A 15310-nucleotide genomic window follows, 5' to 3' on the forward strand; every position below is an offset into this window, starting at 1 on the left:
CTATATAGTGGCTCGGCCGATGAATTCCACCACCGCGCCCATGGTTGCTCCGGTTGTTGCCGGGAACGACCGCTTTGCGATCGAGTGCGAGGTGCTGCGGCTCTCCGTCCGCCCCATCGGCCCGGTGCTGCTGGTGCAATACCTGCTGAACTGCAGCGTGGCGGCCCTCTTCGCCTGGCAATACTCGCTCGCTCATGCACTGGTGTGGATCTCGCTGATCACGTTGGTGACGGTCATGCGCGGCTTCTTTCCCCAGCGCCTGCCCGATCCCATCACGCCCGAGAGTTTGCGCCAGGCGCAGCGCCTGCACACCGTGCGCACCGGCATCTGGGAGCTGGCGCACGGCCTGGCCGGCGTGCTGCTGTTCAACACGGGCCACGCCGAGCAGCAGCTGCTCCTCGGGCTGATGCTGATGGGAATGACGCTCTCGTCGGCGTTCTCGGTCTCGTTCTACACGCCGGCCACGCAGCTGGCGATCACGCTGCTGCTGGCGCCCGTGATCCTCACCGGGCTGTGGCTCGGCGCACCGACGATGATGGCCGTGTCGGTCATCGGCATCGGCCTGACCGCGATGATGTGGAAGCTGGTGGCCGAACGCTCGCGCCAGCTCGAAGAAAACATCGGCCTGCGCCTCAACGAGCGCAACCTGCGCGAGCAGGCGCTGGCCGGCCTGCGCGCCTCCGAACGGGCCCAGGCCGAGCGGCTGCGCTTCTTCTCGGCAGCCAACCACGACCTGCGCCAGCCGGTGATGGCCATCGGCCTGCAGGCCGAGGTGCTGCGCCAGCAGCTGAACAACGGCGCCGACGCGCCGCTGGTGCAGCACACGGTGGCGTCGCTCGCGCGGGCGCAGCAGGCGCTCGAAGGCCTCACCAACCAGCTGCTCGAAATCGGCCGCATCGAGGCGGCGGCCGATCCGCTGCAGCCGGTGGCGGTGTCGCTGGCGCCGCTGCTGCGCGAGCTGGCGCGCCAGCTCGGCCACGGCCGCGTCAGGCTGCGCTGCCCCGCGGATGCGGTGGCCTGGGCCGATGCCGTCTCGCTGCGCCGCGTGCTGGCCAACCTGGTCGACAACGCCGTCAAGTTCACGCCGCGCGGCCGGGTGCTGCTGGCGGTGCGGGCGCGCCGGCGCGACACCGGGCGCGCCTGGCGCGTCGAGGTGCGCGACAGCGGCATCGGCATTGCGGCGGATTCGCATGAGCGGGTGTTCGGCGACTTCGAGCAGGTCGGCAATGTCGAGCGCAACCTGCAGCGCGGCCACGGGCTGGGCCTGGCGATCGTGCGGAGGCTGGCCGGGCAGCTCGGCATCGAGGTGTCGCTGCGCTCGGCGCCGGGGCGCGGCTCGGTGTTCGGATTCGAGCTGCCCGCGGCACCTGCCGATGCGCCGGTGCCGCCGGCTCCTTCGCCGCTGGCGCCGCCGCCGTCCGACGCGGCGGCGCGCGCATTGCAGCCGGGCCTCGCCGTCCTGGTGGTGGAAGACAACGCCGTGGTGGCCGACAGCCTCAGTGCGCTGCTGAGGCAATGGCAGCTTGCGCCGCGCGTCTACGGCAGCGCGGCCGAGGCGCTGGCGCTGGCCGACCTGCGCGCGCTCGACGCGGCGCTGTGCGACATCCGGCTGCCGGGCGGGCTCGACGGCATCGCGCTGGCAGAACGGCTGCAGCGGCAGAAGCCGTCGCTCACCATTGCGCTGATCTCGGCCGACATCGGCGAAGCCACCCATCGGTTGGCCGCGGAGCGCGGCTGGCATGCGCTGCGCAAGCCGGTGCAGCCGGCCGAGCTGCATGCCGTGCTGCTGCAGGCGCAGCAGGCCTCATCGCGGCGCTGACCCCGCCGGCCGTGCGCCTGGCACGGCTCGTGCGGTGCCTTCGCCGCTTCCGATATATGCTCCGCGCACAGGCCGCTGGTCCTGCTTCCGATGCCTGCCGACACACCTCCATCTTCCGCCACCGCCATTGCCGAAACGCCCGCCGACCTGCGCTATGGCCCGGTGGCCATGGCGCTGCACTGGCTGCTCGCGGCCATGATCGTCGGCTCGCTCGGTGTCGGCCTCTACATGACCGGCCTGCCGCTCTCGCCGGCCCGCATCAAGCTCTACAACTGGCACAAATGGGCCGGGGTGACGATCCTGCTGCTGTCGGCCCTGCGGCTGCTGTGGCGGCTGCGCCATCCGCCGCCGCCATTGCCGTCGCATGCGGCGGCGGCCATGCCGCGCTGGCAGCGCACCGGCTACCGGGCGAGCCATGCGCTGATGTACCTGCTGTTCCTCGCGGTGCCGCTGTTCGGCTGGGCCTACAGTTCGGCGCTCGGGTTTCCGGTCGTGTGGTTCGGCGTGCTGCCGCTGCCGGACTTCATGCCGGTCGACAAGGAACTGGCCGAGGCCGTGCTGAAGCCGCTGCACAAGGGCAGCGCGTTCACGCTGGCCGCGGTGGCGCTGCTGCACGTGGCGGCGGTGCTCAAGCACCACTGGATCGACCGCGACGGCATCCTGAAACGCATGTGGCCCGCGCCACGCTAGGAATCCGCCAGATGAACCGAGTCTTCCGTCTCTTTCTCGCGGCCGCCGCGTTCGCCGCCCTGTCGCCCGCGGGCGCCGAGCCCGCAACGGCGACCCGGCTCGTGGCCGACAAGAGCCAGATCGCCTTCGTCAGCAAGCAGATGGGCGTGCCGGTGGAAGGCACGTTCAAGAAGTTCGACGCGCAGGTGGCATTCGACCCGCGGAAGCCCGAAGGCGGCACCGTCGCGCTGCAGATCGACACGGCGAGCGCATCGCTCGGCGTGCCGATGAGCGACGCCGAACTGCCCAAGGCCCCGTGGTTCGACACCGGACATTTTCCGCAGGCCAGCTTCCAGTCGAGCGCCATCAAGGCGCTGGGCGAAGGCCGGTTCGAGATGGCGGGCAAGCTCACCATCAAGAACATTTCGCGGCAGGTCACGGTGCCGGTGACCATTGCGCCATCGGGCGGCTACGCGGTGGCCACCGGAAGCTTTACGATCCAGCGGCTCGACTACAAGGTGGGCGACGGCGAATGGACCGACACCTCGGTGATCGGCAACGACGTGCAGGTTCGCTTCAAGTTCACGCTCGCTGGCCTCGGTCCGCTTTGAGCCGCCGCTTTTCTTTCTTTTTTTCGATTTCGTTTTCACGCCAAGCACGCCCATTGCCATGAAGAAGCTCTTCCTCGCTGCCGCGCTGTCTGCAGCGACCATTGCCACTCCCGCCCCGGCGCAGGAGTACACGGCACCGCCCGTCGCCGCCAGGCCCGCGGGCGGCCCGGTGAAGAACGCCAGCTACGTGATCGACCCGACCCACACCTTCGTGATGTACGAGATGGGGCACTACGGCACCACCACCAACCGCGGCCGCTTCAGCACCAAGGACGGTTCGGTGCAGATCGACGGCACCGGCAGCAGCGGCAGGGTCGACATCACGATGGACATCAGCTCCATCAACACCGGCGTCGACCTGCTCAACCGCCACGTGCAAAGCAAGGATTTCTTCAACGTGGCCGAGTTTCCGACCGGCCGCTTCGTGGCGGACCGCATCGAATTCAACGGCGACAAGGTGGTCGACGTGCCGGGCACGCTCACGCTGATGGGCCAGACCAAACCGGTCACACTCAAGGCCGTGCGCTTCAACTGCTACCTGAACCCGCTCATCAACCGCCAGGTCTGCGGCGGCGACTTCGAGACCACGGTGCAGCGCAGCGACTGGGGCATCACCTGGGGCTTGAACTTCGGCTTCGAGAACAAGGTGAAGCTGCTGGTGCAGGTCGAAGCCGTCAACGTGCAGCAATAACCAAGAAATCATGACCGACATCACGGTTGCACTGCTGGGCATCGCGGGCGCGATGGTGGCGTGTTTGCGATTGCGGCGGCGCTGCGGTCGGCCTACCTGCGCTACAAGGCCTGGATCGACCGCGCGGCCGGCGGCGTGATGGTGCTGCTGGGCCTCAAGCTGCTGTCGGGCGTGCGCGCAAGCTGAGCTAAAGCAGGCTCTCGGGCGTGAGCGGCGCCAGCAGCTCGAGCATGGCGCGGCCCCAGAAATCGGAGTCGGGCTCCTCGTTCAGCACGGTGGTCTTGCCGGCCTCCTCGCTGATCCACTCGATGCGCGATGGGTTGCCGCCCTCGGCAAAGCGCAAGCGGTAGGCGCCCTGCTGCTTGAGCACGTCGATGAGCTTGAGCGCCTGCTGCGCCATCTCGGGGCTGCGGATGAAAAGGCCGATCTCGGTGTTGTGCGTTTCGGAGCGCGGATCGAAATTCATCGAGCCGACGAAAAGTACCTGCCGGTCGATGACGGCCGACTTGGCATGCAGCCGGCCGACCGAGGTGCCGAAGAGGCCGAGCCGCACGCTGCGGCGGGTGCGCGTGGTGCTGAGCTCGTACAGGTCGGCGCCCAGCTTCAGCATGTCCGGCCGGTAGCGGCGGTAGGCGGTGTGGACCAGGGGCTCGTCGGTGGCGGCGAGCGAATTGGTGATCACGCTGATCTTCACGTTGCGACGGCGGATCTCGCGCATCACCTCCAGGCCGGCCTCGCCCGGAATCAGGTAGGGCGAGACGATGGTCACTTCGGAGCGCGCGCGGCGCATCTGCTCGACCACGTTGTAGCGCACGCTGTCGACGTCGAGCAGCGGCACGCCGCCGTACGACGCCGTCTTGCCGATCACGCGGTCGGGCGAATCGGCGTAGGCCTCGGCAAGGGCCCAGATCAGGCCGAGCTTGCCAGTGGCAAGGTCCTCGGCCATCGGGCTGTAGCCCAGCAGGTCGTTGGGGGCGGGCCGAGGCGGCGGCGGCGTGGTGTCGGGGCCGGTGGCGGCTTCGAAGCGCTTTTGCAACTCTTCGCGCGGCACACCGGTGGCCACCACCGACTGGATGGGCCGCACGTAGGCGCTGTTCCAGTACTGGTCGAACAGGGTGCCGAGGCGCGGCACCAGCGCACCGGTCACGAAGGTGTCGAGATCGAGAAAATTCTCGCCCGCCGTGCGCCTGAAGTACTGGTTGCCGATGTTGCGGCCGCCCGCCACCGCCATGGCGCCGTCGGCAATGAAGAGCTTGTTGTGCATGCGCCGGTTGACGCGGCTGAAGTCGAAGAGCGAGGCCGCGAAGCGCTTGAGCAGGCTGCCGCGCCCGGCCGGAAACGGGTTGAAGAGGCGCAACTCGACGTTCGGCGTGGCGGCAAGGCCGAGCAGCAGTTCGTCCTCGCCCGAGGTGTAGAGGTCGTCCATCAGCAGCCGCACGCGAACGCCGCGCCCGGCGGCGTCGCGCAGGGTGCGCAGCAGGTAGCGGCCGGTCTCGTCGTTCTCGATCTGGTAGTACTGCACGTCGAGCGTGCGCTGGGCGCGCCGCGCGAGCTGGATGCGCGTGTCGAAGGCGAAGTCGCCGCCCGGCATCAGGCGAAAACCGCTGAGGTCGGGGTCGGGCTGCGCGGCCAGGGCGATCTTGCCGAGCGCGGTGTCGGCCGACACGGCCATGGCCCTGGTGGGTGGGCGCGGCGCTTCGTCGGGCAGGGTGGCGCAGCCGGCAAGCAGCAGCGCCGCCGCCATGGCGAAGACCCAATGCCCACAGCGCGACAGCAGGCGGCGACCGGCCATCGACGGCTTTCTACAACGCCTTGCGCAGGTTGGCGGGCGCGATGCGCAGCGCCTCGCGGTACTTGGCCACGGTGCGGCGCGCGCATTCGATGCCCTGCTCCTTGAGCATCTCGGAAATCTGGCTGTCGGACAGCGGTTTCTTGATGCTCTCGGAACTCACGAACTGCTTGATCAGCGCGCGCACCGCGGTGCTCGATGCATTGCCGCCGGTCTCGGTGCCGAGCGCTGAGCCGAAGAAGTACTTGAGCTCGACCGTGCCGAAGGGCGTGGCCATGTACTTGGCGGTGGTCACGCGCGAGATGGTCGATTCGTGCAGGCCGAGCTCGTCGGCGATCTCGCGCAGCACCAGCGGCCGCATCGCGAGCTCGCCGTGCACGAAGTAGCTTTTCTGCCGCTCGACGATGGCGTTGCTGACGCGCAGGATGGTGTCGAAGCGCTGCTGGATGTTCTTGATGAACCAGCGCGCCTCCTGCAGCCGCTGCGACAGCGCCTGGCTGCCCTCGCCCTTGTGCGACTTGAGCGCGCCGGCGTAGATGTCGTGCACGCGCAGCCGCGGCATCACCTCGGGGTTGAGCATGACGCGGAACTTGACGTTGGTGCCGCGGCCGATCTTGGTGACGATCACGTCGGGGATCACGATGTTGCGCTCGACGTCGACAAAACGGCGGCCCGGCTTGGGCTCCAGGCGCGCGATGATCTGCAGCGCCGAGCGCACCAGGTCTTCGTTGGTGCGGGTGAGCGTGGCCAGGCGCTTGAAGTCGCGCCGCGCGAGCAGCTCCATCGGCTGCTTGCAGATGGCAATGGCGGTCTTGCGGACCAGGGCATGCTCTTCGGTTTCGTCTTCGCTCGCGAGCGCGCGCAGCTGGATGCCGAGGCATTCGCCCAGGTCGCGCGCGCCGACACCGGCCGGCTCCAGGCTCTGCAGCAGGCCGAGCGCCACCTGGAAGTGATGCACCAGTTCGTCGAACTGGTCGTTGTCGTCGCCCGCGAGGCCCGAGGCCAGCGCCGGCAGCGAATCTTCGAGGTAGCCGTCGTCGTTGAGCGATTCGATCAGGAAGCGCAGCGCGGCGCTGTCGTTCTCGTTGAGCCGGAGGCTGAGCGCCTGCCGGTGCAGGAAGGACTGCAGCGACTCCTGGCTGCGCGCGAGTTCGGTGGCGTCGGCGCGCTCGTCGTCGCCAAGATTGTTCTGGCGCGCGGGGGCGTCGCTGCCCCACTCGCTGTCGTCCGGCGCCATGTCGACGGTGCCGTCGCCCTCCCAGTCGGGCTCGCGCTCGGTGGCGTCGGCGGCGGGAATGTCGGTGTCGGCCGCCGCGGTGGTTTCGCTGGATGTGGTGGCCGCGCTGCTCGTCGGGGCCGAGGCGAAGTCGCTCTCGCCGGCCTCGCCCGACGACTCATCGCGCGGCACCGGGGTATCGATGGCATCGAGGCCGAATTCCTCGCGCGCCGCTTCTTCCGCGGTGCGTTCGAGGAACGGGTTCTCGTCCAGCATCTGCTCGACCTCCTGGCTCAGTTCGAGCGTGGAGAGCTGCAGCAGCCGGATCGACTGCTGCAGCTGGGGCGTGAGCGCCAGATGCTGCGAGACGCGAAGGGACAGCCCTTGCTTCATGGAGACCGACTCCTCCCTTACATCCGGAAGTGCTCGCCGAGGTACACCCTGCGTACTTCGGCGTTGTCGACGATCTCCGAGGGCGTGCCTTGTGCCAGCACATGCCCGTCGCTGATGATGAACGCGTGATCGCAGATGCCCAGCGTTTCACGCACGTTGTGGTCGGTGATGAGCACGCCGATGCCGCGTTCTTTCAGGAAGCTGATGATCCGCTGGATCTCGATCACCGCGATCGGGTCGATGCCGGCAAAGGGCTCGTCCAGCAGGATGAAGCGCGGCTGCGTGGCCAGCGCGCGGGCAATTTCGACCCGGCGCCGTTCGCCGCCCGAGAGCGCGAGCGCCGGAGAATCGCGCAGATGATCCACCCGCAGGTCGGCCAGCAGCCCTGAGAGCCGCTCTTCGGTGCGTTGCTTGGACAGGGGGGCGGGCTTGCCATTGCCATCGGGCTCGCGCTGGAGCTCGAGCACGGCGCGCACGTTTTCCTCGACCGTGAGCTTGCGGAAGATGGAGGCTTCCTGCGGCAGGTAGCTCAGGCCCATGCGGGCGCGCCGGTGGATCGGCATGTGCGCAATGGGTTCGCCGTCGATGGTGATCTCGCCAGCATCGGCCCGCACCAGGCCCACGATCATGTAGAACGAGGTGGTCTTGCCGGCGCCGTTGGGGCCCAGAAGCCCGACGACTTCGCCCTTTTGAACGTCTAGCGAGACATCCTTGACGACCTTGCGGCTGCCGTAGCTTTTCTGCAGGCCCCGCACCACCAGGCGGCTGCCCGGCGTGCCGTTGGTATTCTGGATTCCAGCAGCTTCGATCACTTGCGCCCTTCCCCTTCGCCGCCGCCGAGCGTGGTGGTCGAGCGCAGGCCGGCACCGGGTGCCGGCTGGGGCGCCGCTGGCGCGGCCCGTCCGCCGGCCGGAGCCGAGGCGCCTGGCGCGGGCGCCGTGGCGCTCTTGGGCGTCAGGATGGTCTTCACCCGCCCCCCGCCCGCGGGCGCATTCACCCCGGTGTTCGGCGGCACGGTGGAACCGTTGACCGTGTAGGTGTCGTTGCTCTGGTCATAGACAATGAGCGCGCCGCTGCTTTCGTCGTTCGGCGTGGCGCCCAGCAGGCGGCGCATGACGGCATTGCGGATGAACTTGACGTTGTCGGCGCGGCTGTCGTATTCGATGACCTCGGACTCGCCCTCGATCCACTCGTCGGGCGCATTGCGCTTCTGCTTGTAATAGGCCCGCTTGCCGGGAGCCGCCGTGACCACCCCGTACTGGTAGCCCTCGGCGTCCTGCCGCACGTCGATGCGCGCGCCGCGGATGATGATCGTGCCCTTCGTGACCAGCACGTTCCCGGTGAACACGCTCGTCTGCTTGAGGTCGTCATAACGCATCGCGTCGGACTCGATGTTCATCGGCTTGGTGCGGTCGGCCGTCTCGGCCAGGGCGCCCGAGGCGAGACCGGCCAGCAACAGCGCGCCAACGCTCAGGCGAGTCAGGCGGCCGAGGCGGCGAACAAGAGGGGTGGTGTTGGAGTAGGAGTGCAATGTCATAGAGGCACGAAACTTGCTCTGCATTGTATGCGGCAGATGGCGCCAGCCCTGCACGCACGGATGAAAAAGCCCGCCAAAGCGGGCTTGACATCCATCCGGAAACACCGCGAAACCGGCTCCGCCGGCCGCAGGTGATACCCCCCGGAAAAGGGGGTCAGCCCTTCTTGGCTTCGCCGATCAGGAAGTTGGTGACCTGGAGCGCCTTGGTCATGTTGCCGGCCGTTTCGCCGTCCACATACCAGCGGCCGGCAATGGCCAGGGCCGGAACGCCGGCCACCTTGTAGGCGTCGGTCATCTGCGAGGCGCGCTTGGCCTTGCTGGCCACGCCGAACGAGGTGAAGACCTCCTTGAACTTGGCGCCGTCCAGGCCGTTGGCGGTGGCCCAGGCAATGATGTTGGCGTCGCCGTTCACGTTCTGGCGCTGCTTGTGGATCGCGTCGAACACCTTCGGCTGGAATTCGTCGACCTTGCCCAGCGTTTCGAGCGCGTAGTACAGGCGCTGCTTGGCTTCGACGTCGTTGCCCACGAAAGGCACGGGCACGCGGCGGAAGGCCACTTCCTTCGGCACGGTCTTGAGCCAGGCTTCGAGCTGCGGCTCGAAATCGTTGCAGTGCGGGCAGTTGTACGAGAAGAACTCGATCACTTCGATCTTGCCCGCGGGCGCATCGACCGCCACGCGCTTGTCGAGCACCAGGTACTCGGTGCCGGCCTTGGGCACGCGCGCCTGGGCGTGCGCGGTGTTGCCAGCCAGGGAAAGCACCCCGAGCGAGGTGGCGGCCAGCGAAAAATCACGACGTTTCATTGAAAGAGTTCTCCTGTTGGGTACGGCAGACTGAGCCGGCGCGCCGCGCGGAGTTCCCGCATGCGGCTTGCCCAGGACAATCCGGGTCGGCGGCGGCCCGTGCCGCGCGGCGAAGCTTAAAGAATATTCGTGACCGCCGCTCGCGGATGCCGCGGCCGGCGGCTCGTCGATCTCAGCGCTGGACGCGCACCAGCGCCGATTCGAGGCCGCCGCTGTCGAGCCGCTCTTTCAGGCGGTCGGCATCGTCCTTCTTGTTGAACGGGCCCGCGCGCACCCGGTAGACGGTGCGGCCGGCCTGCTCGCGCTCGGTGACGCGGGCCTCGACGCCCATCAACGACAGCTTGGCGCGCTGGGCCTCGGCGTCTTCGGTGGTGCGGAAGGCGCCAGCCTGCACGAAATACATGAACGGATCGGCCCCCGCTGCCCCGCTGTTGCTGCTGGGCGCGGCGGAAGCGGTGGTGGTGCTGCTGCTGCCGCCGGCCCGCGCGCGGGCAAGGTCGCCCAGCGGATCGTTCGACGGCGGCAGCGGATTGGCCTCGGCCGGCACCGGCGCCGGACGCGGGGGCTTTGGAGCCACCACCACGGGCACCGGCGGGGCCGGCGGGGCCGGCGGCGGTGCGGTGGCCGGTGCCACGGCGGTGGTGTCGCCGCCGGCCGGCGCGACGGGTCCGGTGGCAGCCGGCTTGGGTGCGCCGGCCTTGCCCGCCAAGGGCGCGTTGGGGTCCCAATCGCGGTTCTTGCGGGCCTCGGCTTCATCCTGCTCGGCGCCGCCGCGCTGGGTCTTGGTCACGAACGGGATCGGCACCTTGGTCACGTAGACCGCGATGCCCAGCGCGACACCCAACCCCAGCACCAGGCCGACGATGAGCCCGATGACGATGTTGCCGCGTTGTCTGTTTGTCTTCTTCATGGTCATTTCACATCTTGCTCGGCGCACTGACGCCGAGAATCGCGAGGCCATTGTGCAGCACCTGCGCGGTGGCGGCGACAAGCGCGAGCCGCGCCAGCTTGACCGGCTCTTCGTCGACCAGGATGCGCTCGGCGTCGTAGTAGCTGTGGTAGCAGGCCGCCAGTTCGCGCAGGTAGAAAGTGACGTCGTGCGGCGCGAAATCCTTCGCAGCGGCCGTGAGCATGGCGGGGTACTTGGCGAGCAGCAGCATGAGCGCCTGCGCGGCCGGGCTTTCGAGCGGCGACAGGTCGACGTTCTTGAGCACGGCGGGGTCGCCGCCCCAGCCGGCCAGCACCGAGCAGATGCGCGCATGGGCGTACTGCACGTAATACACCGGGTTGTCGTTGTTCTTGGTCACGGCCAGGTCGACGTCGAAGGTGTATTCGGTGTCGGGCTTGCGGCTCAGGAGGAAGAAGCGCACGGCATCGGTGCTGGTCCATTCGATCAGGTCGCGCAAGGTGACGTAGCTGCCCGCGCGCTTGCTGATCTTGACCTCTTCGCCGCCCTTCATCACGCGCACCATGGTGTGCAGCACGTAGTCGGGGTAGCCCGCGGGAATGCCGACGCCAGCGGCCTGGAGCCCGGCGCGCACGCGCGCGATGGTGCCGTGGTGGTCGGTGCCCTGGATGTTGACGACCTTGTGGAAGCCGCGCTCCCACTTGGCGATGTGATAGGCGACGTCAGGCACGAAGTACGTGTACGTACCGTCCTGCTTCTTCATCACGCGGTCCTTGTCGTCGCCGTAGTCGGTCGACCTGAGCCACAGCGCACCGTCCTGCTCGTAGGTCTTGCCGGCAGCCACGAGCTTCTGCACCGCGGCCTCGACGCGACCACTGGTGTACAGGCTGGACTCGAGGTAGTAGTTGTCGAAGCGGACGCGGAAGGCCTGCAGGTCGAGGTCCTGCTCGCGGCGCAGGTAGGCCACCGCGAATTCGCGGATCGAGTCGAGGTCGCTGATGTCGCCGCTCGCGGTGTATTCGCGGTCGTCCGACTTGACGGTTTTCTTTGCCTTGAAGTCTTCGGCGATGTCGGCGATGTAGTCGCCGTTGTAGGCCGGGGCCTTCTCGCCGCTCGGCCATTCGGGGTCGCCGGGCTTGAAGCCGCGGGCGCGCAGCTGGGTGCTGTTGGCCAGCGTCTGGATCTGCACGCCGGCGTCGTTGTAATAGAACTCGCGCCAGACGGTGTCGCCCTGGGAAGCGCGCAGGTTGCAGATGGCGTCGCCCAGCGCGGCCTGGCGGCCGTGGCCGACGTGCAGCGGGCCGGTCGGGTTGGCCGAGACGAACTCGACCAGCACCTTTTCGCCGGTGGCGGGCTGCTGGCCGAAGGCGTCGGCCGCGTTCAGCACCTCGCGCACGATCTGCTGCTTGGCAGAGGTCTTCAGGCGGATGTTCAGAAAGCCGGGGCCGGCGATCTCGATAGCTTCGACCCACTGGCCGAACACGGGGGTGGCGAGCAGCGCGGCGCTGAGCTCTTCGGCCAGTTCGCGGGGCTTGCGCCCGAGCGGCTTGGCGAGTTGCATGGCGGCCGTGCTGGCGAAGTCGCCATGGGCGGCCACTTTGGGCGACTCGAACGCGGCTTTGGAGCCGGCGCCGGGCGAGAGGGATTCGAGCGTGTTCGCGAGCGCCGCGAGCAGCTCCTGTTTGACCAATAGCATCTGCGGATTTTACCGGGGGCAAACCCGGGCCGCGGCGGCGATGGTCATCCGGCGGCCAACGTGGACCGTTAGTGTGAGCAGCCCCGGGGCGGGGCACCTGTCACAACCCAACTTGCGAGGACATATCACCATGAAGAAGCTCCTTTCCCTGATCGCCCTGGGCGCCTGCCTTTCGTTCGGCGCCGCGCAGGCACAAGACAAGGCCCCCGCGCCTGCCGTCGCCCCGGCTGCCAAGGCCCCCGCACCTGCGGTCGCCCCGGCTGCGACACCTGCCACGCCGGCAACGCCCGCCACTCCGGCCATGCCGGCCGCCAAGGCGCCGGCAACTCCAGCAACGCCAGCCACCCCCGCCACGCCGGCGGCCAAGGCCCCGACCGCCCAGCAAAGCAAGATGACGACCTGCAACCAGGAGGCCGGCGACAAGAAGGGCGACGACCGCAAGGCCTTCATGAAGAGCTGCCTGAGCGCCAAGCCCGCCATGACCGCCAAGCAGACGCAGCAGCAAAAAATGAAGACCTGCAATGCCGACCAGAAGGCCAAGACCCTGAAGGGCGATGCCCGCAAGGCTTTCATGAAGGAATGCCTGAGCGCCTGAGCGTCAAGGCCTGATCCTTCCCACAAAGAGCCCCGCACGCGCTTCGCGCCGGCGGGGCTTTTTCATGGGCGCTACTTGAGCACGCCCAGCAGGTTGTTGAAATCGTCGGTCCAGGGGCGGGCGCCTTCCGGCGTCTTGATGGGCGAGGCCACCGCGCGCAGGGGCTTGCGCGCCAGCACGGCCGGATCGCGCGCCACCAGCACCCACTCGGTCGGGTTGAGCCACTTCGAAGCTTCCGCGTCGTCGCTGACGAGCACGGCGTGCAGGCCTTGCAGCTCCGCGATCCGCGCCACCACCGGCGCCAGTTCGAGAAAGCGGTTGGTCACGTGAAAGGCCACGATGCCGTCCGGCTTCATGTGCCGCAGGTACACGTCCATGGCTTGCGCCGTGAGCAGGTGGACCGGGACCGCGTCGCCCGAGAAGGCGTCGACCACGAGCAGGTCGAAGCCCTGCGGCGGCTCGCGTTCCAGCGCCAGCCGCGCATCGCCGAGCACGCGCTCGATGCGCGCGGGGCTGTCGCGCAGAAAGGTGAATTCGCTGTCCGCCAGTTCGAACACCTGCGGATTGATCTCGTAGATGCGATAGACGTCGCCGCTGCGGCCGTAGCTCGCGAGCGTGCCGGCGCCCAGGCCGATCAGCCCGACCCGGCGCGGCCCCGCCGGTGCGGCGGCCATGGCGCGGCCGACGCCCGAGGTGGCGCCATAGTAGGTGGTGGGTTCGCTTCGTCGCGACGGCGCCAGGAACTGCTCGCCATGTTTGATGGAGCCGTGGGACAGCAGGCGCACGTTGTCCGCCGGGTCGGTGCGACGCACGTCGAAAGTGATCAGCGCGCCATAGAAATTGCGCAGCAGGTGGCGCGCGTCCGACCTGTCGCTGCCGATCTGCGCGATCAGGAAGAAGGCGCAGCAGGCCGCCAGCGCCACGCTGGACACCCGCAGCCAGGTGCGCCGGCGCAGAACGGCGGCCGCCGCCAGCGCCGTCAGCATCAGCCCGATGCCCAGTTCGTAGTAGGCCGGCAGCAGGTGCGGCGCCACCAGGCCCACCATCACGCCGCCCGTGGCACCGCCGAGCGAAAGCATCAGGTAGAAGCGGGTGAGGTAGCGCGGCGCCGGCCGCAACCTTGCCGTTTCTCCGTGCAGGAACATGCACAGCACGAACAAGCCGCCGACATAGATCGGCAGCCCCGTGCGCACATCGGAGCCGATGTGGTGCTGCAGCCCAAAGGCGCACAGCAGCAGCACGCCTGCCGCCAGCGGCAGGAAGACGCTGCGCCGGTACCAGCGGTCGCTTTCGAAGCACAGCACGAAAGTGAACAGGTACAGCGAGAGCGGCAGTATCCAGAGAAACGGCACTGCGGCGACGTTCTGGGTGATGTGGTTGGTCACGGCCAGCAACAGCCACGAGGCCAGTGCCGGCAACACGAGCCAGAGCAGGCCGTCGGTCCAGCGCGGCGGCTCGTCGTTGTCGGCAGCCGCGGCCTGGCTCGGCGCTGCCGGCGCTGGTACGGACTCCGGCCAGCGGCGCGCCACGAGCAAGGTCGTGCCGGCACAAAGCAGCACGAACATGCCGTAGCCCCACGACCATCCCCGCGCCTGCTGCCACAGCGAACTGCGAGGCTCGATCAGCACCGGGTAGCACAGCAGCGACAGCAGCGACGCAAGGTTCGACAGCGAGAAGTACCGGTACACCTGTGCGCCCCAGGGCGTGCGCGCCACCCATGACTGCACCAGCGGACCGGTGGTCGAAAGCAGAAAGTACGGCAGGCCGATGGTCGCGAACAGCAGGCCCAGGATCAGCCACGTCGGGTCTTCGGCGCCGGTGGGCTTCCAGCCCGCGCCCACCACGAGCGGAAGGAATGCCAGGCTCGCAAGCAGCAGCCCCACGTGCAGCGTGGCCTGCGCCTGCACGCGAAGGTGGCGCGTGATCCAGTCGGAGTACGCATAGCCCGCGAGCAGCACGACCTGGAAGAACACCATGCAGATCGACCACACGGCGGCCGAGCCGCCGAACCAGGGCAGGATCTGCTTGGCGATCAGCGGCTGGACCAGGAACAGCAGGAACGCGCTGCTGAAGATGGTGCCGGCAAACAGAAGCTGGATGCCGACGCGTGCCATGCGGACCTACTTGCCGAAGCCGCGCGCGAGGAACACGGCCACCAGCGGAATCAGAGCAATCAGGTGCGCCTGCACCATCACCAGCTTGCGCGTCTTGCGGACGTCGTCCTCGGCCGGCAGCGTGCCGCTGGCGCGCAGCGCCTTGCGCCAGCGGAAGTAGGTCAAGGTCGGAAAGATCGAGAGCACACCGATGATGATGAACAGGCCGAGCTTCACGTGCAACAGCGGATTGGTCCAGTACCAGGCCGTGCCCTTCACACCCCACACGGTGCGCGCGATGCCGGTGGCCAGCACGGTGACGGCGGCAATGCCGTAGACCATGTCCACCCGGGCGAGCCGTTCCACCACGGCGGCGTTGAGCCACTGCACGCGGCACAGCGCCGCTTCGCTGGAGATGAAGACGACCATCGTGAGGATGGCCAGCAAGTGCAGGTACGCAAGGATGGCTTCGAGGGTCATCGTCGGCTTTCT

The 15310-nt window shown here is 68.2% G+C and carries 15 protein-coding genes; 6 read left to right on the top strand and 9 right to left on the bottom strand.

Annotated elements, in window-relative coordinates; genetic code table 11:
* The first annotated feature begins 19 nt into the window (after nt 1-19).
* The 5 genes from ACAM55_RS22175 (at nt 20) to ACAM55_RS22195 (ending at nt 3976) form a co-directional block, all read left to right on the top strand.
* The gene (locus ACAM55_RS22175; RefSeq protein WP_369653587.1) at nt 20-1819 is read left to right on the top strand and encodes a hybrid sensor histidine kinase/response regulator; all 1800 of its coding nucleotides are present in this window, start codon (nt 20-22) and stop codon (nt 1817-1819) included.
* A 90-nt stretch (nt 1820-1909) separates the two neighbouring features.
* Nucleotides 1910-2509 (top strand): cytochrome b, encoded by a 600-nt coding sequence (locus ACAM55_RS22180; protein WP_369653588.1) that lies wholly within the window; start codon nt 1910-1912, stop codon nt 2507-2509.
* Nucleotides 2510-2520: 11 nt separating this feature from the next.
* Entirely contained in the window at nt 2521-3099 is a 579-nt protein-coding gene (locus ACAM55_RS22185) for a YceI family protein (RefSeq protein ID WP_369653589.1), read from the top strand.
* Between the two features lie 58 nt (nt 3100-3157).
* Nucleotides 3158-3790 carry a YceI family protein gene (locus ACAM55_RS22190; RefSeq protein ID WP_369653590.1) on the top strand — a complete coding sequence of 211 codons (633 nt, stop codon included), beginning with the start codon at nt 3158-3160 and terminating at the stop codon, nt 3788-3790.
* A 60-nt stretch (nt 3791-3850) separates the two neighbouring features.
* Nucleotides 3851-3976 carry a hypothetical protein gene (locus ACAM55_RS22195; RefSeq protein ID WP_369653591.1) on the top strand — a complete coding sequence of 42 codons (126 nt, stop codon included), beginning with the start codon at nt 3851-3853 and terminating at the stop codon, nt 3974-3976.
* A 1-nt stretch (nt 3977) separates the two neighbouring features.
* Here the strand turns inward: ACAM55_RS22195 and ACAM55_RS22200 are convergent, their stop codons facing one another.
* The 7 genes from ACAM55_RS22200 to argS all read right to left on the bottom strand — a co-directional run bounded on the left by ACAM55_RS22200 (nt 3978) and on the right by argS (nt 12130).
* Nucleotides 3978-5582: a phospholipase D family protein gene (locus tag ACAM55_RS22200; protein ID WP_369653592.1), complete on the bottom strand. Its 1605-nt coding sequence runs from the start codon at nt 5580-5582 to the stop codon at nt 3978-3980.
* A gap of 10 nt (nt 5583-5592) precedes the next feature.
* Nucleotides 5593-7188, bottom strand: coding sequence for an RNA polymerase factor sigma-54 (gene rpoN / locus ACAM55_RS22205; protein WP_369653593.1), 1596 nt, complete (start codon nt 7186-7188; stop codon nt 5593-5595).
* A gap of 17 nt (nt 7189-7205) precedes the next feature.
* Nucleotides 7206-8000, bottom strand: coding sequence for an LPS export ABC transporter ATP-binding protein (gene lptB / locus ACAM55_RS22210; protein WP_369653594.1), 795 nt, complete (start codon nt 7998-8000; stop codon nt 7206-7208).
* Nucleotides 7997-8725 carry a lipopolysaccharide transport periplasmic protein LptA gene (lptA, locus tag ACAM55_RS22215; protein WP_369653595.1) on the bottom strand — a complete coding sequence of 243 codons (729 nt, stop codon included), beginning with the start codon at nt 8723-8725 and terminating at the stop codon, nt 7997-7999. The genes lptB and lptA overlap by 4 nt, the downstream gene beginning before the upstream one ends.
* 154 nt (nt 8726-8879) lie before the next feature.
* Nucleotides 8880-9527 carry a thiol:disulfide interchange protein DsbA/DsbL gene (locus ACAM55_RS22220; protein ID WP_369653596.1) on the bottom strand — a complete coding sequence of 216 codons (648 nt, stop codon included), beginning with the start codon at nt 9525-9527 and terminating at the stop codon, nt 8880-8882.
* A gap of 172 nt (nt 9528-9699) precedes the next feature.
* Entirely contained in the window at nt 9700-10437 is a 738-nt protein-coding gene (locus tag ACAM55_RS22225; protein WP_369653597.1) for an SPOR domain-containing protein, read from the bottom strand.
* A gap of 7 nt (nt 10438-10444) precedes the next feature.
* Nucleotides 10445-12130 carry an arginine--tRNA ligase gene (gene argS / locus ACAM55_RS22230; RefSeq protein ID WP_369653598.1) on the bottom strand — a complete coding sequence of 562 codons (1686 nt, stop codon included), beginning with the start codon at nt 12128-12130 and terminating at the stop codon, nt 10445-10447.
* 130 nt (nt 12131-12260) lie between these two features.
* Here argS and ACAM55_RS22235 point away from each other — a divergent pair, with 130 nt between their 5' ends.
* Entirely contained in the window at nt 12261-12725 is a 465-nt protein-coding gene (locus ACAM55_RS22235) for a PsiF family protein (RefSeq protein WP_369653599.1), read from the top strand.
* Between the two features lie 71 nt (nt 12726-12796).
* On the opposite strand, the gene ACAM55_RS22240 is transcribed toward ACAM55_RS22235, so the two are convergent.
* Together ACAM55_RS22240 and ACAM55_RS22245 are read right to left on the bottom strand one after the other, a co-directional pair.
* Nucleotides 12797-14839, bottom strand: coding sequence for a spermidine synthase (locus ACAM55_RS22240; RefSeq protein WP_369653600.1), 2043 nt, complete (start codon nt 14837-14839; stop codon nt 12797-12799).
* 6 nt (nt 14840-14845) lie between these two features.
* Nucleotides 14846-15298 carry a DUF2214 family protein gene (locus ACAM55_RS22245; protein WP_369653601.1) on the bottom strand — a complete coding sequence of 151 codons (453 nt, stop codon included), beginning with the start codon at nt 15296-15298 and terminating at the stop codon, nt 14846-14848.
* Nucleotides 15299-15310: the final 12 nt, after the last annotated feature.

It is taken from the genome of Variovorax sp. V213 (assembly GCF_041154455.1).
In the GTDB taxonomy this organism is placed as follows: domain Bacteria; phylum Pseudomonadota; class Gammaproteobacteria; order Burkholderiales; family Burkholderiaceae_C; genus Variovorax.